This window comes from Bifidobacterium magnum (genome assembly GCF_000741255.1).
Lineage (GTDB): Bacteria > Actinomycetota > Actinomycetes > Actinomycetales > Bifidobacteriaceae > Bifidobacterium > Bifidobacterium magnum.
The window spans coordinates 162,093-183,337 of sequence record NZ_JGZB01000003.1; the positions used below are offsets into that span (position 1 = coordinate 162,093).

At 60.8% G+C, this 21,245-nt stretch carries 15 protein-coding genes and 1 pseudogene; 7 read left to right on the forward strand and 9 right to left on the reverse strand.

Annotation, left to right across the window (positions count from 1 at the left end; translation table 11 throughout):
- Window positions 1-14: 14 nt before the first annotated feature.
- Together BMAGN_RS02680 and BMAGN_RS02685 are read left to right on the forward strand one after the other, a co-directional pair.
- Window positions 15-821 (forward strand): SDR family NAD(P)-dependent oxidoreductase, encoded by an 807-nt coding sequence (locus BMAGN_RS02680; protein ID WP_022859175.1) that lies wholly within the window; start codon window positions 15-17, stop codon window positions 819-821.
- Between the two features lie 147 nt (window positions 822-968).
- Window positions 969-2,810, forward strand: coding sequence for a DEAD/DEAH box helicase (locus tag BMAGN_RS02685; RefSeq protein WP_051126583.1), 1,842 nt, complete (start codon window positions 969-971; stop codon window positions 2,808-2,810).
- 112 nt (window positions 2,811-2,922) lie between these two features.
- Here BMAGN_RS02685 and BMAGN_RS02690 read toward each other — a convergent pair whose 3' ends face one another.
- Together BMAGN_RS02690 and brnQ are read right to left on the reverse strand one after the other, a co-directional pair.
- Window positions 2,923-4,272, reverse strand: coding sequence for a uracil-xanthine permease family protein (locus tag BMAGN_RS02690; protein WP_022859177.1), 1,350 nt, complete (start codon window positions 4,270-4,272; stop codon window positions 2,923-2,925).
- A 555-nt stretch (window positions 4,273-4,827) separates the two neighbouring features.
- Window positions 4,828-6,228 (reverse strand): annotated as a pseudogene (gene brnQ / locus BMAGN_RS02695) (branched-chain amino acid transport system II carrier protein); the annotation flags it as partial.
- A 275-nt stretch (window positions 6,229-6,503) separates the two neighbouring features.
- Between brnQ and BMAGN_RS02700 the strand changes: the two are divergent.
- Window positions 6,504-7,256 carry a Type 1 glutamine amidotransferase-like domain-containing protein gene (locus tag BMAGN_RS02700; protein WP_238548747.1) on the forward strand — a complete coding sequence of 251 codons (753 nt, stop codon included), beginning with the start codon at window positions 6,504-6,506 and terminating at the stop codon, window positions 7,254-7,256.
- A 169-nt stretch (window positions 7,257-7,425) separates the two neighbouring features.
- A complete protein-coding gene (gndA, locus tag BMAGN_RS02705) occupies window positions 7,426-8,880 on the forward strand; it encodes an NADP-dependent phosphogluconate dehydrogenase (protein WP_034250288.1) in 1,455 nt (484 codons plus the stop codon).
- A 91-nt stretch (window positions 8,881-8,971) separates the two neighbouring features.
- On the opposite strand, the gene pgl is transcribed toward gndA, so the two are convergent.
- The 7 genes from pgl to BMAGN_RS02740 all read right to left on the reverse strand — a co-directional run bounded on the left by pgl (window position 8,972) and on the right by BMAGN_RS02740 (window position 16,783).
- On the reverse strand, window positions 8,972-9,772 hold the full coding sequence (gene pgl, locus BMAGN_RS02710; protein WP_022859181.1) for a 6-phosphogluconolactonase: 801 nt from the start codon (window positions 9,770-9,772) through the stop codon (window positions 8,972-8,974).
- 149 nt (window positions 9,773-9,921) lie between these two features.
- On the reverse strand, window positions 9,922-10,866 hold the full coding sequence (locus BMAGN_RS02715) for a glucose-6-phosphate dehydrogenase assembly protein OpcA (protein ID WP_022859182.1): 945 nt from the start codon (window positions 10,864-10,866) through the stop codon (window positions 9,922-9,924).
- On the reverse strand, window positions 10,863-12,425 hold the full coding sequence (gene zwf / locus BMAGN_RS02720) for a glucose-6-phosphate dehydrogenase (RefSeq protein ID WP_022859183.1): 1,563 nt from the start codon (window positions 12,423-12,425) through the stop codon (window positions 10,863-10,865). The genes BMAGN_RS02715 and zwf overlap by 4 nt, the downstream gene beginning before the upstream one ends.
- Window positions 12,426-12,428: 3 nt before the next feature.
- The gene (locus BMAGN_RS07830; protein WP_022859184.1) at window positions 12,429-12,857 is read right to left on the reverse strand and encodes a hypothetical protein; all 429 of its coding nucleotides are present in this window, start codon (window positions 12,855-12,857) and stop codon (window positions 12,429-12,431) included.
- On the reverse strand, window positions 12,857-14,908 hold the full coding sequence (gene feoB / locus BMAGN_RS02730; RefSeq protein WP_022859185.1) for a ferrous iron transport protein B: 2,052 nt from the start codon (window positions 14,906-14,908) through the stop codon (window positions 12,857-12,859). Before feoB ends, BMAGN_RS07830 begins: the two co-directional genes overlap by 1 nt.
- An 8-nt stretch (window positions 14,909-14,916) precedes the next feature.
- A complete protein-coding gene (locus BMAGN_RS08040; protein WP_081640839.1) occupies window positions 14,917-15,186 on the reverse strand; it encodes a FeoA family protein in 270 nt (89 codons plus the stop codon).
- Between the two features lie 145 nt (window positions 15,187-15,331).
- A complete protein-coding gene (locus tag BMAGN_RS02740; protein ID WP_022859187.1) occupies window positions 15,332-16,783 on the reverse strand; it encodes an aspartate ammonia-lyase in 1,452 nt (483 codons plus the stop codon).
- A 175-nt stretch (window positions 16,784-16,958) separates the two neighbouring features.
- Between BMAGN_RS02740 and BMAGN_RS02745 the strand changes: the two genes are divergently transcribed.
- From BMAGN_RS02745 to BMAGN_RS02755, 3 genes are all read left to right on the forward strand, one after another.
- A complete protein-coding gene (locus tag BMAGN_RS02745) occupies window positions 16,959-17,429 on the forward strand; it encodes a nucleoside 2-deoxyribosyltransferase (RefSeq protein WP_022859188.1) in 471 nt (156 codons plus the stop codon).
- 158 nt (window positions 17,430-17,587) lie between these two features.
- Window positions 17,588-19,333 carry an ABC transporter ATP-binding protein gene (locus BMAGN_RS02750; protein WP_022859189.1) on the forward strand — a complete coding sequence of 582 codons (1,746 nt, stop codon included), beginning with the start codon at window positions 17,588-17,590 and terminating at the stop codon, window positions 19,331-19,333.
- A 12-nt stretch (window positions 19,334-19,345) separates the two neighbouring features.
- A complete protein-coding gene (locus BMAGN_RS02755) occupies window positions 19,346-21,244 on the forward strand; it encodes an ABC transporter ATP-binding protein (RefSeq protein WP_022859190.1) in 1,899 nt (632 codons plus the stop codon).
- Window position 21,245: the final 1 nt, after the last annotated feature.

A 21,245-nucleotide genomic window follows, 5' to 3' on the forward strand; every position in this document is an offset into this window, starting at 1 on the left:
GAAAGGTTGGGATAATGGGATATACGCTCATTACTGGTGCATCAAGCGGAATCGGTCGCGAAATGGCACTGCTGTGCGCCGAGGAACACCGCGATCTGGTCATCACCGCGCGCAACGAGGCGGTACTCAACGGCCTCAAGAAACAGATCGAAGAGGAATACGGCGTCAAGGTGCTCGTGATCCCGGCAGACTTGAGCCAGAGCGCCGCGCCACAACAATTGTATGACGCGACCACAAAAGCCGGCATACACGTGGACATGCTCGTCAACGACGCGGGCTTTTCCGACTGGACGCGCTTTTTGGAAGCGGACTGGAACAAGACGGAAGCCATGATGCAACTCAACATGCATGCCGTGGCGCAGCTGTCCTATCTATACGGACGCGACATGGTCTCGCTGGGAAGCGGCAAAATCGTCAACATCTCCTCGATCGCCTCCGCGATGCCCGGCCCGTACATGGCCATGTATTACGCGACTAAGGCGTTTGTCAGGTCGCTGGGCGTGGCGCTCGCCAAGGAACTGGAACATACGGGCGTGACGGTTACCACCATCTGCCCGGGTCCTGTCACCACGGGATTCGCGAAGGCCGCCAATATGCACGGCAAGAATTTCTACACGATGGCCAAAGCGGCCACGCCAAGCCAAGTGGCGCAATTCGCCTACCGCAAGGCCATGCGCGGCAAGGCGCTCGCATACCAAGGGGCGCTCGCCAAGGCGTGTTCCGTGCTCGTGCGTATCGCGCCGCTGTGTCTGTTGGTGGCCGGCGCGGCCACGATGAACGGGGGAGACCCCGGCAAAGGCGCAAACCCGTTGCGCAAGTAGCGGCTTATGACCGTCGACACGGCGGCCGGCCGTGGAAAGCCGGGAACGCGAACGACCCCTAAAAGTATCGGGTTACGTATAAAATCATGACGTTTCGCGTTTCCACGCATGTTTCCATGACTATGAAAGGCCGTCGTGCCCAACACAATGATTGATTTGGACGAGCTTGAACTGATTGAGCCGTATGAACAAACCGCTGAAGAAGAAGAGCCCCAGCTTACTTTTGCCCAATTGGGCGTTCCCGGTCCGCTCGTTCACGTATTGAACAACGACCACAAAACCACCGCATTCCCCATTCAGGCCGACACGCTTCCCGATTCCCTCGAAGGCCGTGACATTCTGGGCCGCGGTCGTACGGGTTCCGGCAAGACCCTCGCATTTTCCATCCCGATGATCTCGCGCCTCGGTGAAGTGGACTTCACGGACGGCATGTCTTACAACCAGTTCCGCAAGCAGGTGCGCAACATTCAGCACAAGCACCTCTATGAGCGCCAGCAGGACGATTTCACGCCGCATCCGCGCGGACTCGTACTTGCGCCGACCCGAGAACTGGCCAACCAGATCAACGATGTGCTCGCGCCGCTCGCCGACGTGTATGGCATGTCGACCACCACCGTGTACGGTGGTGTGAAGTACATCCACCAGATTCGCGATCTGCGCGCGGGCGCCGATATCGTGGTGGCATGCCCGGGCCGTTTGGAAGACCTTATTGAACAGGGTGTGCTGACGCTTGCGGGCGTGAAGGTTGTTGTTATCGACGAAGCCGACGAGATGGCGGACATGGGCTTCCTTGAGCCGATCCAGCGCATTCTGCGCCAGATCCCCGACTCCGCCCAGCATATGCTGTTCTCCGCCACGCTCGACCATGGCGTGGACAAGGTGGTGCAGGAATTCCTGCACGATCCGAAGGAGCACGCGGTGGACGAGGCGACGAGCGCCGTGGACCTCATGACGCACCACGTGTTCGAGGTCAAGCGCGCGGACAAGCCGGCGCTGATCCGCAAGCTCGCCAGCGGCAAGGGACGCCGCATCCTGTTCACGCGCACGAAGTTCCAGACCAAGAAGCTGGCCAAGGAACTGACGCAGCATGGCATTCCGGCCGCGGAACTGGACGGCAACCTGTCCCAGAACCAGCGAGACCGCAACCTCCAGGCGTTCGAGTCCGGTGAAGTGAATGTGCTGGTCGCCACCGATGTGGCCGCACGTGGCATTGATGTGAGCAATGTGGAACTCGTGGTCCAGGTGGATCCGCCGCAGGATTCCAAGTCCTTCCTGCACCGTTCGGGCCGTACGGCGCGTGCCGGCAAGTCCGGCGATGTGGTCACCGTGATGACGCCTGATCAGCGCCGCTATGTGAAACATCTCGTGAAACGAGCCGGTATCGACTGGAAGCCCGTCAAGGTCACGCCCGAGGACGAACTCGTGCTCTCGCTGGTGGGCGAGGAAGCGGATCCGATCATGGGCTGGAAGCTCGACACGTCCAAGCCGCTGCATGGCCGCGGCCATGGCGACTCGCGTTCGCGCGACCGCAAGCGTTCCTCGCGCTCCCGCGGACGTAAGGATCGCGGCATGGACCGCATGGACCGTCCGGGATCCCCGAAGAAGACGAAGAAGAAGTCCAAGAAGAACGACAAATTCGCGGACGCCAAGTTCCAGGACACTAAGTTCAAGGACTCCAAGAAGCGTCGCGACCGCTATGAGGACCGCGATTTCGATCGTCGTGACCATCGTGACTTCGACCGCAACGATCGTCGTGACCGTAACGATTTTGACCGCCGCGACCACAAAAACCGTCGTAACTTCGATCGTCGCGACCGTGGCGAACGCAACGATTTCGACCGCAATGACCGCCGCGATCGCAACCGTTCTTACGGCAAGCAGCATGACAACGGCGGCAAGTCGCATCGCAACGGCCATATCGGCCACCAATCTCGCGCCCACATGCGCAAGAACTCCACGCCGTTCAGCAAGTCGCGCAAGCGTCACTGAGTAGCATGGCCGAGAAATAATCGGCGATCGTCCATCGGCAAATAATAAACGAATAATAAAGAGGCCCCCCATAACGGGAGGCCTCTTGCGTATCAACTATGGTTTACAACTTTCAGTCCTCGCGTTCGAATTCGGAAACGCGCGACGGAATCGGATCGGTGACGGGCTCGTCCACAATCTCGTGGTAACCGCCCTTCGGAATGGTGCCCGACAGCTTGCCAAGCGCCTTGAGCCCGTGGTACATGACGAGCACGGCGATGGAGCCGAGCGCGATGCCGTTGAACTGCACATTGCCCAAGGAGAAGGTGAAGTCGGCGATACCCACGATCATGACCACGGAAGCCGTCATCATGTTGAGCGGCTTGCCGAAATCGACCTTGTTGTCCACCCAGATCTGCACGCCGATCATGCCGATCATGCCGTAGAGCAGCGTGGTGACGCCGCCGAGGACGCCCGCAGGAATCGAGTTGATGACTTCGCCGAACTTCGGGCACAGGCTCAGCAAGAAGGCGAATCCCGCCGCACACCAGTAGGCGGCCGTGGAGTAGACCTTCGTGGCGGCCATGACGCCGATGTTCTCGCCGTACGTCGTGGTACCGGAGCCGCCGCCGAAGCCCGCGACCGTGGTGCCGAGGCCGTCCGCGATCAGGGCCGTGCCGACCTGGTTGTCATAATTGCGGCCAGTCATCTGAGCCACGGACTTGACGTGGCCCACATTCTCGGCGACCAGCACGAGAACCACGGGCAGGAACATGGGCAGTACCGAGAAGTCCACATGCGGTAGATGGAAATGCGGCAAACCGAACCAGGCGGCTTGTTCCACGGCCTCGAACGCGACCTGGCCGCGGCAAATGGCGTAGGCGTAGCCGATAAGTACGCCCAGCAAAATGTTCAGGCGTCCGATCATGCCCTTGAACAGTACCCCGATAAGCAAAACGGCAATCAATGTGATGATTGCCGTATCAGGTGCCGCTTTGAAATTGTTCCACGCACTGGGTGCGAGATTGAAACCGATAATGGCGACGATCGCGCCGTTGACCACGGGCGGCATAATGCGGTCGACCCAATGGGCGCCAGCCCACTGGACAAGCGCGCCGATCAAGGCGAGCAGCAGGCCCGTGCACAGAATGCCGAAGCTGGCCACGGCGATGCCCTTGCCGGAGGAATACACGGCGGCGATCGGGGCGATGAAACCGAAAGAAGAGCCCAAATATGAAGGAAGCACGTTCTTGTTGATCAACAGGAACAGTGCTGTGGAAAATGCGGTGAAGAAAAGAGTGGTGGAAGGATCGAAATGAGTGAGGATCGGAACGAGGAATGTCGCGCCGAACATTGCCACCACGTGTTGTGCGCCAATTCCTATGGTCCGTGGCCAAGAAAGTCGTTCGTTTGGTTCAACGATCTCGCCCGGTAATAAAGACTTGCCATCGCCATGGAGATTCCATGCGAACAAGTGAGCCATGCTTTTTCCTCCCAGAAACCGATATGTCTATTTCTCTCTAGATCTAGAAGGCAAACCCGCGCTGCGCAGCATGTGGTTTTACCCTACGCAATAGTAATGGCAACTGCGTAGGGAATGCGCCCATTTGGCCGCAACTTGGGCGTGAAGTGTCCACTATGTGTTGGCTAAATCGTTTCAGCGTGACTGTATTGTGAGGTAAGTAACACCATCTTCTGCATTTTGAGACATAAACCTCGGCGTGTCTGTCTCAAAATGCAGAAGGAATGACTATTTCGTAGTGGCGGTAGTATCCGCAGTATCTGCAGTATCCGCAGCGCCTCCGGTGTCCGGAGTCTGCGAAGTATCCGGTGCATCTACGCCTTCGTCCTTCGCCGCTTCCTCGTCGGTCTCATTACCGGTATCCGTTTCGTCGTCCTCGTCGGAACCGTCGCGGATCACACGGCCCGACTGCATAAGCGAATCAAGCGCCGCCTGCTTCTTGGCCTCACGGGCCGCAACCACATGCGGGTCCTCCTCGTCACGCTTCCAGTTGCGGTGGAACATGCTCAAATCGAAGCCGATCACGGCGCCCACGAAGGCCGGAAGAATCCATTCGAGCGACATGCCGTACCCGGGAATAATCGACATGACGTGCTCCAGCGGCGGAATCGAACCGCCCGCCATATGCACGAACGCAAGAATGCAGGAGCACAGCGACACGATCGTCGTGAACAGTACGGACCAGAAATAGATGCGCGGATAATGCGACGTGAACTTCTTGTGCAGCAGCGTCAGGATCACGAGCACAATCGCGATCGGGTAGAGCGCTTCAAGAATCGGCGCGGCCAGCTGGATAATCAGCGACAGGCCGGCGTTGGAAATGATGAACGCCACCACCGTGAACAGCACGCTCCAGGCACGGTAGCTCACCTTCTTGCCGAACACCGTCGGGAACTGCTCATGGAAGAACGACGAAACGGTGCTGAGCAGGCCCGTGCAGCAGTTGAAGCAGGCGACCACGAAAATGATGCCGATGAACACGATGCCCACGGGGCCGAACGCGGACTTGGCGAGATTGGTGAGTACGGTCGCGCCCGTCTCGTCGGGGGAGATGGGGAACAGCGAGCCGGACACGGCTCCCACAAAACCGAGCGCTCCGTAAACCACGGCCAGCATGATGCCGGCGAGGCAGCCCGTAAACGCCACCTCATGATGGTTCTTCTTCTCGTTCTTCACGCCGAACGCGCCGATATTGGCGGAAATGACAATGCCGAAATACGCGCCAGCCAGCATGTCCATCGTCTGGTAGCCGTTAAGGAAACCCGTCACGAACTGGTGCGCCTTGAAGTCGCCCGTCGGCGCGCTAAACGCGGGATGATGGATGAAGAAACACACGATCACGAGAATCGCGATCATAATCAGCAGAATCGGGCCCATGACTTTGCCGAGCACTTTGGACAGTTTCTCGGGATGCTGCGCCACGATGAACGACAGAATGAAGAAGACGGCCGAGTAGATGAGCTGGGCCACCACATGGTTGTCCGCGCCCACAAACGGCGCCACCATCATTTCATAGGACGTCGAGGCGCCGCGCGGAATGGCGAACAGCGGGCCGATCGTAAGAATGATGGCCACGGCCAGCACCACCGCGAAAATGCGGGAGACGCGCCCCGCCATGTTCGCGAAGCCGCCGGCCTTGCTTACGGCGACAACGGCGAGCACGGGCAGGCTCACCGCGGAAATGATGAATCCGACCAGCGCGCCCAGGCTGGCGTTCCCCGCGAGCGCCCCTACGTATGGCGGGAAAATGAGATTGCCGGCGCCGAAGAACATGGAGAAGAACGTAATGGCCACGATTGTGCGCTGGTGCGCGCTCAATGTGCGCCGTCCCGTAGTTACGCCCTGCTCAACGGCTGTAGTTTTGGTTGCCACGGTTCGCGTGTCCGTGGTGTCGCCTTGTGCGGCGGACTTGTTCATAATTCTCTCCGATGCGGATCGTCATAGATCGTTGCGTTGAATACTCCACCTTACCCACGATCCGTCAAGAAACGCGCATCCGTTCCTTTTTTATAGGGTCTTTATGCGGGCATGGCCGCCGAAATAGGAGGAATATCACACAAATGCACATGGAATTTACAGAAAATGATCAGTTAGGAATTTTAGAACGCTGCATGGAACGATGATGGATATCGTTATGGAAATTGTGGATTCGGCTCGACTTTGATATGCCGCGACCGGTAGGAGGCAGTGATATGTCGGTTCGTCCTCCCATGAGGCTGTTGCTCGCGTCGTCGATGTTCGCCGTGACGCCCGCTTTGCGTGCGCTGGTACGCGAGCCGCGCGGCAAATCGGTGGCCTTCATTCCGACCGCCAGTTACGCCGAGCGGTATGGGGGAGCGGGCCGGCTCATGGCCGCACGCTTGCGCATGCTCGGCATGCGTGTGCATGTGCTCGACGTGGCACGTGTTCCCGCCCGTTCCAGTGTCGGGGACGGATTTTCCGATACGCGCCAGTGCGAGCAATACCGCCGCGCCGCGCACATCTTGCGTTCCGCGGACATGTTCTATGTGTGCGGGGGCAATACCTTTTATTTATTGCAGGAACTGCGCGAGTCGGGCGCGGCCGACATTATCCGCGAGCGCGTGATGCAGGGCGTGCCGTATGTGGGCGAGTCGGCCGGGTCGGTGGTCGCGGCCCCCGACATCTCCTATATCGGACTCATGGATGCGCGGGACAAGGCGCCGAGGCTCGAGTCGACATGCGGGCTTAGTCTCATTCAAGGCGCCGTGGTACCGCATGTGGATTCGCATATGATGGGCGCGGAGGCGAAGGATATTTTGCGGTTGTACGGCAAGTATGCGCCGAGCTCTGGCGCATGCCCGACCTGTGCTCCCGTACCGTTCATTCCGTTGCGCAACGACCAGGCGCTGGTGGTCGACGGGAACCGCAAGCGCGTCGTGACGCACCGTACGCTGGCGGGGGCGCTGTCGCGCAGCTGGTTCTAGGGGTCACCGTATTCGCGGGCGCCGTGAAATGTGAATTGATGCGGTGAAGTTCGGCTATCGAAAAAACGGTCATATGGCGCTCTTGTGGCGGTCTCGACTCCCGCTAGACTTGAAAGCGGAATCTGCCGGGGACGGGAACGCTCCGGTGACGCTAATTGTGGAGGCATATATGAGCGCACAAGCAAACATTGGTGTGGTCGGACTGGCTGCGATGGGCGCGAGCCTGTCGCGCAACCTGGCGCATCACGGATACACGGTGGCGGTGTGCAACCGCACGTACGCGCGTACCGAACATTTCATGAGCGAATACGCCGACGAGGGCAAGTTCGTGCCGGCCAAGACCGTCCAGGAATTTGTGGCCAGCCTCGAAAAGCCGCGCATGGCCATCATCATGGTCAAGGCCGGCCAGCCGACCGACGACGTGATCGACGAGCTGTGCACGTACATGGAGCCGGGCGACATCATCGTGGACGGCGGCAACGCCTACTTCAAGGACACGATGCGCCGCGAGAAGGAAGTCAGCGCCAAGGGAATCCACTTTGTGGGCTGCGGCGTTTCCGGCGGTGAAGAGGGCGCCCTGCTCGGACCGTCCATGATGCCGGGCGGATCCGACGAATCCTGGAAGTCGCTTAAGCCGATTCTCGAAGCCATCGCGGCCAAGGCGCCGGACGGCACGCCGTGCGTGACGCATATCGGCCCCAACGGCGCCGGCCACTTCGTGAAGATGGTCCACAACGGCATTGAATACTCCGACATGCAGCTCATCGCCGAAAGCTACGACCTTATGCGCAGGGGACTGGGCATGACGCCGCAGGAAATCGGCGACGTGTTCGACCAGTGGAACAACACGGACCTCAACTCCTACCTCGTCGAGATCACGGCCCAGGTCCTGCATAAGGTGGACGACAAGACGGGCAAGCCGATTGTCGACGTGATCCTCGACCACGCGGGCATGAAGGGCACGGGCACGTGGACCGTGCAGACGGCCCTGTCGCTGGGAGTGCCGGTTACGGGCATCGCCGAAGCCGTATTCGCACGCGGTCTGTCGAGCCAGACCGAGCTGCGTGAAGAAGCCCAGAAGCAGCAGTTCAAGGGCCCCCCACGCCGCTTTCGATGTGGACGAGAACAGCCGCGAAGCCTTTATCGAGCGATCCGCCAGGCGCTGTACGCGTCGAAGATTGTGGCCTACGCGCAGGGCTTTAACGAGATCACGGCCGCAGGCAAGGAATACGACTGGGATATCGACCTGGCCGCCGTGGCCCGCATCTGGCGTGCCGGCTGCATCATCCGCGCCAAGTTCCTCAACCGCATTTCCGACGCCTTCGAGTCGGGCGCCGCGGACGTTTCGCTGCTGTTCGCCCCGTACTTCAAGGACGCCATCGAGTCCTGCGAGCACGCATGGCGCGATGTGGTGGCGCAGGCCGTCAAGCACGGCATTCCGTGCCCGGTGTTCTCCTCGTCGCTCGCATACTTCGACGGCTTGCGCTCCAAGCGCCTGCCAGCCAGCCTGATCCAGGGCCAGCGCGACCTGTTCGGCGCCCACACCTACCAGCGTGTGGATGAAGACGGCACGTTCCACGTGCTGTGGACCGAAACGGGCGAGCCGGAAGTCAAGATGGCCTGATGCGGTAAAGACCATATGAAAGCGGGGGGAGCGGATAATATTTCCGTTCCCCCGCTTTTATATTGGGCGGTATGTCTTGAAGCCGCGCGGCTCAGTGGCACACCAGCGAGGCCGCCGCCGGGTCGGCAAGCCACAGCGTCTGCTCGGTCGAACGCGCGAACGACGCCGGATAGGACACGTCGTCAACCTGTTCGAACGTGTGGGCCACAGCCTGGGCCTTCTGCTCGCGCGTCGCGCAAATCCACGTCTGGGCGGACCGCGCGATCATCGGCACGGTGAACGACAAACGCAGCGGCGGCATCTTGGGCGAATCGGCCACACCCGTCACGAGCACTTCAGGGTCGTCGATCAGCACTTCACGGCGGTCGGGGAACAAGGATGCGAAATGCCCGTCGGGGCCCAGTCCGAACATTGCCACGTCCATGGCGGCTTCCGGGCCGATTTCACTTTCCAGCTCCTCTTGGTACATTGCGGCCGCATCGGCGAGCAGACGGATGTTGTCCTCGTCATTGGCCTCTTCGATTTCCTGCGGCGTGCGCGGGTCGGCCGGCATCTCATGGATCTGCGCCTCGCTCATCAGGCCTTGCTGCACGAGCGCGTCAAATACGGCGTCGCGCGCCTGCAGCGCGTTGCGGTCTTCGTTCTCGCGCGGCACGAAACGTTCGTCGCCCCACCAGACATGGACTTTCGACCAGTCCACCACGCGCACCAGTTCGCTCGTGCCCAACGCGCGCAAAATGGCGTTGCCGTCCGTACCGCCCGTCACGGCGATGTTCACACGATCCTTGCCCGCACACAGCAGATCGTTCATATGCAGCAACAGGCGTTCGGCCACGGCCGTGGCCACCAGTCGCTGGGTCGGGTACACAATCAGTTTTCGCGATGCCTTCATTTCGGCGCATCCCCTTCAACAATTCAATAACGATTCAACAATGCATGATGCAATATCGACGCAGCGTCGATGCAATGTCGTGCGGCCTCAGGCGCACGATGCCACTTACCAGTGTGGCGCACCCGCATGAGCGGATGCGCCACAAATCGTCACGGGCGAATAAGATCCCAACCTTTGCCCACCACTTGGGCGTAGATCTCGTCGGGGTAGAGCCGTCCCAACTCTTCGTTCAGGCATTCGCTGAGCGTTCTGGTCGGCATGGCCACGCCCTGTTCGGCCTGACCCGGCATATGGACGGTGGCGAGGCCCTCGTCGGCGGGGCGGCGCTCCAGGCTGATCACACCGCCATCGGCGCGCGTCAGATAGACTCCAGTTACGGCCGTGGCGTCCGGTTCGTCGACAAGCGTTACGGGCACGTTGAGGCACAGGCGCAACCATGCGGCGAGCAGATCGGTAGGCAGGAAATCGGCCGGTCCCGTAATCTTGACCGACTGAATCGGCATGTGCGGCGGCTGGTCAAGCAGCGAGGCGAGCATGGCGCGCCATACCGTGATGCGCGTCCATGACAAATCCATGTTCTTGGGCGATGCGTTGCGGCGCAAATCGCTCATCGTGCGCATGGGGTTCGAGGAGCGCAACGCGTCCGTGATACGGCATGTCGCCATGGCTCCCAGACGGTCCGTGGACGGGTTCGCGGGCGCCTCCGTAGGCCACCAGGCCACTACGGGCGCATCGGGAACGAGCAGTGGAATCACGAGCGTGTCCTGATGATGCACGAGGCCGCCGCGCGGACGCAGCACAATGATTTCCCCGGCTCCCGCGTCCGCGCCGATGCGCAGCTCGGCGTCCAGGAACGTGTGGTTTTCCATGTCGTCGTCCAGCGATCGCGTGCTTGGCGCAATGGCGATGACGCGGCACGGATGTTCATGGCTCGCGTCATTGGCCACGCGCAGCGCATGCTCGAGCTCGTCGGCCGTAGTGGATATGACGAGCGTGAGCACGCGGCCAAGCACGGCTTCGCCGCGCTCCTCATGCAAGTCGTTGAGCTTGTCGGAAATTTCGTCGGTTTGCGTATCCGGCATCGTAATGATCATGGCATCCTCCAACGGTGGCCGTCGCGAGCCAGCATTTCTACGGCCTCTTCCGGTCCCCATGTTCCGGCGCGGTAGGGCTGGGGCTGGCCAAGCGTGGACCAGAAGTCCTCGATCGGATCGAGGATCTTCCACGACAAATTGACTTCTTCCGTGGTCGGGAACAGCGGCGGGTCGCCCAACAGCACGTCGAGAATCAGGCGCTCATACGCTTCCGGGGACGACTCGGTGAACGAACGGCCGTAGCTGAAGTCCATCGACACGTCGCGCACTTCCATCGATGTGCCGCCCGGAACCTTGGAGCCGAAGCGGATCGTGACGCCCTCGTCGGGCTGGATGCGGATCACGATGGCATTCTTGCCGAGTTCCTGCGTGGCCGTGGACTCGAACGGCAGGTGCGGGGCGCGCTTGAAAATCACGGCGATTTCCGTCACACGACGTCCCAGACGCTTTCCCGTGCGCAAATAGAACGGCACTCCGGCCCAGCGGCGCGTATCGATGTCGAGGCGGATCGCCGCGTAGGTTTCCGTGGTGGAATGTGGGTTGATGCCTTTTTCTTCCAGATAGCCGATGACTTCCTGGGAGCCTTGCCATCCGGCCGCGTACTGGCCGCGGGCCGTATGCGCGGCCAGATCGTGCGGCAGGCGCACTGCGGAAAGCACTTTCGTCTTTTCTGCCGTCAAATCCGCGGCGGAGAAGGAGACGGGCTCTTCCATAGCCGTCAGCGCAAGCAGCTGCAGCAAATGGTTCTGGATCACGTCGCGTGCCGCGCCAATGCCGTCATAATAGCCGGCGCGTCCCGCCACGCCAATATCCTCGGCCATCGTGATCTGTACGTGGTCGACGTAGTTGGCGTTCCAGATCGGTTCGTACATGGCGTTGGCGAAACGCAGCGCCAGCAGGTTCTGCACGGTTTCCTTGCCCAAATAATGGTCGATGCGGAACACGGACTGCGGGTCGAACACCTCCGCGACAAGCTTGTCGAGTTCCTTCGCGCTTTGAAGGTCGTGTCCGAACGGCTTCTCGATGATCACGCGGCGCCAGGAACCCTCGGGAGAGTGCGCCAAACCGCAGTTGGCCAGCTGACGCGAAACCACCTCGAAGTCGCGCGGCGGAATGGACATGTAGAACGCATGGTTGCCGCGCGTGCCGCGGTCGCGGTCCAGTTCGGCCACAGTGGTGCTGAGACGTTCGAAGGCCGAGGCGTCTTCGAAGTTGCCTTGCACGAAACGGATGCCTTTGGCCAACTGGCTCCATGTGGATTCGTCAAAATGCGTACGGCAATGGGCCTTCACGTTTTCCTTGACGAACTCGCAGAACTGTTCCTGGGTCCAGTCGCGCCTGCCGAAGCCCGTCAGACCGAAGCTCGGCGGCAGCAGGCCGCGGTTGGCAAGATCATAAATGGCGGGCAACAGCTTTTTACGCGACAAATCGCCCGTCACGCCAAAAATCACAATGCTGCACGGACCCGCGATACGCGGCAATCGCAAATCGCGCGGATCACGCAGCGGATTGTGCCACGGGCTTTCCTCATGCCGTGGCGTGGTCGATGATTCACTCATGGTTCATATATTAATGCGCCGCGCCTTGTGAGCATTCAGTTTGCGGCAAAGTAGCGTACGGATCGTCGCGCGCCGTCCCGACGCCGCGGGCACGAGCGGACATCCCGCGCACACGAGCGAATCGGGATCCGGGTCGCACATGCCCGTCGAGCATCCCGATTCGGCGCTGAGCGCCACCATGTTCAGCGATCCGCGTTTGCGGGCGTGGTCCACGATCTGCTCCACGAAATCGCGCGGAAGCCGGTGTTTCTCGGCGCATTCCACCACGGTCATGCCTGCCGCCAAGTCGTCGACCACTTGGGTCACAATGCCGCGGCGCGGCATGTGCGGAGCGCCGGAAGCGGACGTGCGCGCGGAAGAGAGGGAATCGCGGGAGCCGGATACGTGAGATGTGCCAGAACCGGCCGGTTTGGTGCTACGGAACGCTCCCATCACATCACCAACCGCAATATCTGGAACGCGAGTACGGCGAGAATATAGGCGACTACGAGGCCGAGCCCCACCGTTTGCATGGCGATTTTGCCGCCGAACTGGCGTTTGAGTTCCGCGACCGTGGCCAGACACGGCGTGTACGCCAGCGTGAAGAGCAGGAACGCGACGGCGGCCGCTTTGCCGTGGCCTCCCGAGGATTCGTTGAACGAATGGTTGAGGGCGGCGCCTAGCGACCCCTCGCCCTGCGCCTGCTCCGTCTCGTCTCCCGTATTCACGTTGTAGGACTGGGCGAGCGAACCGACCACGACTTCCTTGGCGACGAATCCTGTCAGCAGCGCGGCCGAAGCGTGCCAGTTGTCGAATCCGGCCGGCTTGAACACGGGCGCCACGGAATCGGCGACCACACCGTATACGGACTGGTGCACGTCCTCCACCTTGCCGAACGAGCCGGCGTTGGCGGCGGCCGGAATACCTTGCAAAATCCACATGAACACGATCATCGTCACAATGATGCTGCTCGCGCCGCGCACGAAGCCCCACAGTTTCGTAAGAATCGAGCGCACAAGCACCACAAGCCGCGGCCACTGGTAAGGCGGCAGGCTCATGGCGAACGGTTCGGGAGCCAGCGAACGGAACTTGACTTTGCGCAAAATGATGCCCACGCCAAGAATCAGCAGCACCGAGAACACGTACATGAGGAACACCACAAGTCCGGCCTGTTCACGGAAGAACGCGTAGGCGAGCACAATATACACGCTCAGGCGCGCAGAACACGACGAGAACGGAATAAGCATGCCGACAAGCACGCGCTGACGCGAATCGGGCAGCGTGCGCGTGGCCGCCAGGGCCGGCAGGTTGCAGCCGAATCCGATCACGATGGGCAGGAACGCGCGCCCGTCGAGCCCGACCATGCGCATGGCGCGGTCCATGACGAACGCCGCGCGCGCCAGATACCCCGAATCTTCCAGCAGCGACAGACAGAGGAACATGATGCCCATGGGCGGAATGAACGTGGCCACGGTGATCACGCCGTCAAGCACGCCGTCCACCAGCAGTCCGTAGACCCAGGAATCCGTGGCGTGTGGGCCGAACAACGCAAACACGCTGGTGATGCCCGTGGTGATCCATTCGCGAAGCGTCCCGTCAATCCAGTCCTGCATGGGGCCCGCCAGCCATGTGGTGGCTTGGAACACGAGGAACATGACGGCCAGGAATACGAGTATGCCGAATACGGGATTAAGCATCAGCCGGTCGATGCGGTCGGAGAATGTCACGTCGTCGCGGTTGTCAAGATCGATGTCGGCGATGACGCATGCGGCCCAGTCGAAACGTTCGTCGGCGCGCCCTTCTACCCACTGTTCAATGTCCACGGTATGTGGGTTCACAGGATGCAATCCGCCCGGCATCGGTGTGCCGTGGAAGCTTTGGGCGATCGTGTCCATAAGCTCGGGCACGCCTTTGCCCGTGCGACCGTCGACTTCCACCACGGGAAGGCCGCCCAGCGCACGCGAGAGCTGTTTCGCGTCCACATGCGCGCCGTTTTTGGCTGCGAGGTCGTTCATCGTCAGCGCCACCACGGTAGGGCGCCCCAGTTCCAACACGAGCGCGAGGAAATACAGCGAGCGCGCGATATTCGTGGCGTCCAACGTGGCCACTACCAAGTCGGGGTCGGGATTGCCCTCGAGCCCCATCACGGCTTCTGCGGCCACTTGCTCGTCGGGGGAGATGGGCAGCAGCGAATAGGTGCCGGGCGTGTCCACCAGGTCCCATGACTGGCCGTCATGCTCGTATGTGCCGCGTTCGAGCAGCACGGTGGTACCCGGCGCGTTCATGACGCGCGCCTTGGTGCCGAGAATCGCGTTGAATAGCGACGATTTGCCCACATTCGGATTGCCGATAAACACGATGCGCGGCGAGGGGGCTCCGGCATGGTTTGCACCAGGATGGCATGCGCAGTCGGACTGTTCATGCTCCATATGGTCGTCCGCATGACGCTGGGGCAGCAGAACCGCCAGTCCGCGGCGGTGGTCGTCGTGGCATGATTCGCTCATGGTGGCTCCTACTGTTCGTTCGTGCTGTCGTTCAAGGTGACGGTGATGCTGGCGGCCGTCTGCCCGTCAAGTGCGATGCGCTCGGCGCCTTTGGCGACCACGCGTCCGCTAAAATTCGACCGCTGGATCACGCGGATCACGCTGCCCTCGCGCAACCCGAGTTCCAGCATGCGGAACCGGTGCCGTTCGTCCAGCCCGATCGCGCGTATCGTGGCGTCGCGGTGCAGCGGGCATGTCCGAACTGTGAACGGTCGGGATGGTGCGCAAGTCTCTCTCATATAGCCGATTGTGAAGATTTTGTCGCGACATTTCAAGACTTTGAAATAAAAGGAGGCCGAAGAGTCCGCCATTTGGACTGCTTCGGCCGTCTTCATATGATGAAAATCACATTATCTTAGGTGATAATAATCATATTTTTTGGGGTTACCGTTCGTCACCATCGCCGACTTCCCGGCACGTCTGCCCGAGCTTGCGCGACAGGCGCACCACGTCGAGCAGATAGTCGAGCTTCTCGGGCGGGGTGTCCGTGCGTTCGCCGGCCACGTCGCGGATCGTGCGATGCTGCTCCACGGCTTCCTTGGCGATACGCGCGGCGGCCTCGTAGCCGATCACGTCGTTGAGCGCGGCCGACAGGGACGGGGATTCCTCGGCGTAGATGCGTCCGATCGTGGCGTTGATCTCGATGCCCTCCACACACTTGGTGCGGAACATGTCCATCGCGTTGCCGAGCAGCGCCATGCCCGTCAAGATCTCGTGGACGATCACGGGGTCGAAAGCGTTGAGCTGCAATTGGCCCTCGGCGGCGGCCCAATTGACCGTCACGTCCATACCGAACACCATGAAGCAGCACTGGTCCACGCACTCGGGGATCACGGGGTTGACCTTCGCGGGCATAATCGATGAGCCCGCCTGGCGCGCCGGCACCATAAGGTCCTCGAATCCCGCGCGCGGGCCCGAGTTGAGCAGGCGCAGGTCGTCGGCGGCCTTCTTTAAGTGAATCGCGAGATTCTTCAATGCGGAGCTGGCCGCGATATACGCGCTCATGTCCGTGACGGAAGCGACGGGATCGTGCGCGGCGTATACGGGCAGTCCCGTAATCTCGGCGAGCATGCGCGTGGCCGTCTCGCGGAACCGCAGGTCCGCGCAAATGCCCGTGCCGATGGCCGTGGCTCCCAAATTCAGGTCGCACAGCGTTCCCGTCAGCGAACGCAACGCCTGCAAGTCGAGCTTGAGGAAACTGGCGAACGCGTGGAACTCCTGGCCGTAGGTCATGGGAACGGCGTCCTGCAGCTGCGTACGGCCGAGCTTGACCGAATGGATATGCTTGTCGGCCAGGTCGTGGAATGCGCGGCGCAAGCGGTCGCAGCTCTCGATAAGCGGTTTGAGCTCGAGCGCGATGGCGATTTTGCATGCGGCCGGGAACGTGTCGTTCGTGGACTGCGAATGGTTCACGTCGTCGTTGGGGTGGATGTAGGCGTAGTCGCCGCGCTTGTGTCCGGCCAGTTCAAGCGCACGGTTGGCGATGACCTCGTTCATGTTCATGTTCATCGACGTTCCCGCGCCGCCTTGCAACACGTCCACGGGGAACTGGTCGTTGAAATCGCCCGCCTCGATCTCGAGACACGCCTGCTCAATGTAATGCGCCTTCGTGGCGTCGATCAGGCCGAGCTCGGCGTTGGCGCGCGCGCAAGCGCGTTTGATCATGGCGTAGGCGCGGATAAGCATGGGATGGCGCTGCTCGGGAACTCCCGACACCGTGAAATTGTTGAGCGCGCGCTGCGTGTGGATGCCCCAATACACATTGGCCGGCACTTCCATTTCGCCGATGCAGTCGTGTTCGAGACGGGTGGCGCCGTCCATCGCTTCTTCATTCATGACGTACTTTTTCCTCATCTTCGATACAGATCGCGCACGATGCGACACAAGCGCATGGGTGCCCGCAATAATCCGTGGGACAGTTTAGACCGCGGTGTGCATCGTGCGCCATGACGATTATTGCCAATAGCGCATTCGACACGCGTTTGTGCGGGGCACGCTGTGTAATGGAGTCATGGAAACACTTATTGATGAAAATGTGGAGTTCACTTCTTCCGAACCCATTTACGATTTTTATGTAGCGGGCCCGTTCTTCACCAACACCGAGGTGGAGAGCATGGAACGCCTCGAAAAGGTGCTGCAGGATCGCCACAAGAAGCTGTTCATGCCGCGCTTCGCCGGCGGCCAGGACAGCATCGCCGAGGATGGCGGCAAGGCCGTGTTCGCCAAGGATGTGCAGGCCATCCGCAACTCCAAGGCCATCATCGCCAACCTCGTGGATGATGATCCGGGCACGCTGTTCGAAATCGGCTATGCCTATGCGCTGGGCAAGCCCGTGTACCTGTACAACGAGGGCATGGAGCCGGGCGCGAAGATGAACCTCATGCTCGTTCGTTCCGCCAAGGTGATCCTGACGGGTCCGGCCGATCTGGAAGCTCTGCTGGATTCCGGCGAGTTCGAAGCTGTGGACGTGACGATCTACTGATCGGGCCGTTTCCAACCGCTTGTATGGCCGCTCCGGTTCGCCGGGGCGGCTTTTTATATACGCATGCACCGATTCCGCATGGTGTGCGTCGAGTTGCCGGCAAAAATCGCGCGTGGCACAGTGGAAGGGCCGTCCCATGATCTCCGGGAGGATAGGTTATGCGTTTGGTCCTGCGGTACATGAAACCGTATTGGAAACTCGCCACGGTTACGGTGCTGTTGTCGTTCGTGGAGTCGTTGGCGACGTTGCTCGTGCCCACCTTCGTGGCGCAATTGATCAATGAGGGGGCGGTGGGCCGTTCGTTTCGCGCGATGGTCTCCACCTGCGTCAATATGGCCGCGGTGGCGCTGCTCGCCTCGGCGTGCGCGATCACGGGCGGATGGTGTGTGGCGAAATTGTCGAGCCACGTCGCCAAGGATCTGCGCGACGCCGTCTATGAAAAGTCGCTCGATTTGTCGATGTTCGATTTCCGTTCGTTCGGAACGGCCTCGATGACCACGCGCACGCTCAACGACGTCAATATCATCCAGGTCATGATCACGAACGCCGTCATGGTGATCATGCCCGTACCGTTCATTTTCGCGATTTCCCTGGTTCTCGCCTTCCGTGCCTCCGTGCCGCTGGCATGGTGCTTGGTGGGCGTCATTGTGCTCGTCATCATTATCGCGGCGTTCATCATGAAATCCGCGGCGCCGCTGTTCCGCAAACTCCAAAAATTGTTGGACCGCATCGGCGCGGTCCTGCTGGAAAACATGACGGGCGCGCGCGTTATCCGGGCTTTCGGACAGGAAGCCTTCGAGCGCGACCGCATGGACCGCACCTTCCGCGACTACGCGGACACCGCCATCCGCGGCAATCGGCTGTTCGCAAACCTCGACGGCCTCAGCTATCTGATGATCAACCTGTTCGTATGCGTGGTGTACTGGGCGGCCGGTCCGCTGATCAGCGTGAGGCAATTCAGCATTGGCGACATTTACGCGATTGTGGAATACGCCGTCATGTGCCTGTTCTACCTCATGATGGCGCAAATGCTTATCGTGATGTTGCCGCGTTCGCTGGAATGTTGCCGTCGCATACGCGAAGTGCTTGATTTCACGCCCAGCATCCAGGATCCCGATGTCGAAGACACCGTGCCGATGGCCGGCCGCGGGCCTCTTGACGACGGGGAAGTGCTGGCGTTCAACGATGTGACGTTCCGTTTCGCCGACGCCGAGGAAGATGCGCTCAGCCATGTAAGTTTTACCTGCCGCACGGGCAAGACGACGGCCATCATTGGCGGCACGGGGGCGGGCAAATCCACCATCGCCATGCTCGTCATGCGGTTCCATGAGGCGAACTGGGGCAGCATCACGTTGGACGGCGTCGACGTCAGACGCATGACGCAACGCGATCTGCGCGAGCGCGTCGCCCTCGTCCAACAGCGCGCATGGCTGCTGTCGGGCACGCTTGCCGACAATTTGCGCATGCGCGACGAAGACGCCGACGAACAGCAAATCCGCCACGCCCTACAAGTCGCCCAAGCCGAAGAGTTCGTTTCCAAACTTCCCGACGGATTGCGCTCGCCCATGGCGGAAGGCGGCATGAATTTTTCTGGCGGCCAGCGTCAGCGGCTCTCGATTGCGCGTTCCCTGATGGGAGAGTCGCAACTGATCGTGTTCGACGACTCGTTCTCCGCGCTTGATTTCGCCACGGACGCCGCGTTGCGCCACGCGCTGCAAGAAGACATGGGGGACCGGGCCGTGCTCATCATTGCCCAGCGCGTCAATACGATCCGCCACGCCGACGAGATCCTTGTGCTGTCGCAAGGGCGAATTGTGGGCCGCGGCACGCACGAGACGCTGATGCGCGAATGCGACGTGTACCGCGAGATCGTGGCCTCGCAAACGCAGCAGGACAACGAGTAGGGGGGGGGGCTCATGGACCACATGTTCGATCCGGAACGCGACGAACGGCAACTGGACGATCTCAGCTCGTCGGACAAGATCACGGAAGACCTGCAAAGCCGTGGCAAGGATCCCGACAACGAAGACACGGACGCGCCGGAACACACCTGGGCCACGGCCATGCGGCTCGCCAAACAGCTTGGCAACCAGCGTACGCGGCTCTTCCTCGTGATGTCGATCATGGCGGTGCAAACCGTGTTTCATATCGGTGCGCCGCTGTATAGCGTGACGGTTATCAACGACTTATGGAGCGCCGTGGAACAGGGATGGCGCCACCACACGGCGTTCGTTCTCGGATGGGGGCCGGACGGACTGGGCTGGAAAATTGTGATCCTCTCGCTTCTGTATGCGGGAGAATGCGCGCTTTATTACATTCCCGTCTACATGATGGCGTCGGTAGCGGAACGGCTCAACCTGACATTGCGCGAACAGATCAGCGCGAAACTGCAGGAACTGCCACTCAAGTTCTTTGACGACAACAAGCCCGGCGAAGTCCTGAGCAAAGTCACCAACGATCTCGACCGCATTTCGGAAACGATGCAGACGGGACTGTTGCGCCTGATCAGCGCCATCGCCTCGATAATGTCGGCAATTATCATCATGATTGTCCTGTCGTGGCAGCTGACGCTCGTATTCGCGTTCTTTATCGCCATCAACATACTGATCACCAAGGCGGTGGCCGCGCGCACGCTGGCCGTGACCTCGCAACGCCAGCGCAGCATCGGAAAACTTACGGGACTGGTCGAGGAATACTATACGGGGCGCGACGTGATCAAATCGGCCAACCGGCAGGACTCGAGCGTACGGCGCATCCGCGAGCTGACCGAGGACGTGCGCAAAATCTCGCAGCACGCCGATTTCCTCGTCAACTGCGTCAACCCGTTCATCCGCATGTTCAACCGTTTTGCCATGATCGTCATCGCGCTCGTCTCCTCATGGATGATGGCGCACGGGCGCCTGACCATCGGCGTGGTGCAGGCGTTTTTCCAATACATCAACCTGATCGGCGAACCGCTTACGGAAGCGAGCTACACGATCAATTCGCTGCAATCCTCGCTCGCCTCGGCCGAACGCACGTTCGCGCTGCTCGACGCGCCCGAGGAACGGCCCGATCCGGCCGAACCCGAGCATGTGGCGCAACCCGTGCAAGGACGCGTGCAATTCGAACATGTGCGGTTCGGATACCGTCCCGACACGCCGCTTATGAAAGACGTGAACCTCAAAGCCGAACCCGGACGCAAAATCGCGATTGTGGGAGCCACGGGAGCGGGCAAAACCACATTGATCAACCTGCTGATGCGCTTCTATGAAATCGACGGCGGCCGCATCACGCTCGACGGCGTGTCCACGGCGAACATGACACGCGAGGAATTGCGGGCCAATTTCGGCATGGTATTGCAAGACACGTGGCTGTTCGGTGGCACCGTTGCGGAAAACATCGCCTACGGCAACCGAGGCGCCACGCGCGAACAGGTCGTGGCGGCGGCCAAAGCCGCGCACGCCGACTTTTTTATCCGGACGCTGCCGCAGGGATATGAAACCGTGCTCGACAACGAGGCGGCGAACCTTTCCGTCGGCCAACGCCAGCTGCTTACGATCGCGCGCGTGTTCCTCGCCGATCCGGCCATGCTGATTTTCGACGAGGCCACAAGCTCCGTGGACACGCGCACGGAGGCCGCGATCAGCAAAGCGATGACGGAGCTCATGAAAGGGCGTACGAGCTTCGTGATCGCCCACCGGCTGTCCACCATCCGCGACGCCGACCTGATCCTGTACATGGAACATGGCGACATCCTCGAACAGGGCACGCATGAGGAGCTGCTGGAACGCGGCGGCAACTATGCGAAGCTGTACAACGCACAATTTGCGTGAT

Coding starts and splice junctions, on each gene's coding strand:
- BMAGN_RS02680 (WP_022859175.1), top strand. CDS start 15: ATGGGATATACGCTCATTACTGGTGCATCAAGCGGAATCGGTCGCGAA.
- BMAGN_RS02685 (WP_051126583.1), top strand. CDS start 969: ATGATTGATTTGGACGAGCTTGAACTGATTGAGCCGTATGAACAAACC.
- BMAGN_RS02690 (WP_022859177.1), bottom strand. CDS start 4,272: ATGGCTCACTTGTTCGCATGGAATCTCCATGGCGATGGCAAGTCTTTA.
- BMAGN_RS02700 (WP_238548747.1), top strand. CDS start 6,504: ATGTCGGTTCGTCCTCCCATGAGGCTGTTGCTCGCGTCGTCGATGTTC.
- gndA (WP_034250288.1), top strand. CDS start 7,426: ATGAGCGCACAAGCAAACATTGGTGTGGTCGGACTGGCTGCGATGGGC.
- pgl (WP_022859181.1), bottom strand. CDS start 9,772: ATGAAGGCATCGCGAAAACTGATTGTGTACCCGACCCAGCGACTGGTG.
- BMAGN_RS02715 (WP_022859182.1), bottom strand. CDS start 10,866: ATGATCATTACGATGCCGGATACGCAAACCGACGAAATTTCCGACAAG.
- zwf (WP_022859183.1), bottom strand. CDS start 12,425: ATGAGTGAATCATCGACCACGCCACGGCATGAGGAAAGCCCGTGGCAC.
- BMAGN_RS07830 (WP_022859184.1), bottom strand. CDS start 12,857: ATGGGAGCGTTCCGTAGCACCAAACCGGCCGGTTCTGGCACATCTCAC.
- feoB (WP_022859185.1), bottom strand. CDS start 14,908: ATGAGCGAATCATGCCACGACGACCACCGCCGCGGACTGGCGGTTCTG.
- BMAGN_RS08040 (WP_081640839.1), bottom strand. CDS start 15,186: ATGAGAGAGACTTGCGCACCATCCCGACCGTTCACAGTTCGGACATGC.
- BMAGN_RS02740 (WP_022859187.1), bottom strand. CDS start 16,783: ATGAATGAAGAAGCGATGGACGGCGCCACCCGTCTCGAACACGACTGC.
- BMAGN_RS02745 (WP_022859188.1), top strand. CDS start 16,959: ATGGAAACACTTATTGATGAAAATGTGGAGTTCACTTCTTCCGAACCC.
- BMAGN_RS02750 (WP_022859189.1), top strand. CDS start 17,588: ATGCGTTTGGTCCTGCGGTACATGAAACCGTATTGGAAACTCGCCACG.
- BMAGN_RS02755 (WP_022859190.1), top strand. CDS start 19,346: ATGGACCACATGTTCGATCCGGAACGCGACGAACGGCAACTGGACGAT.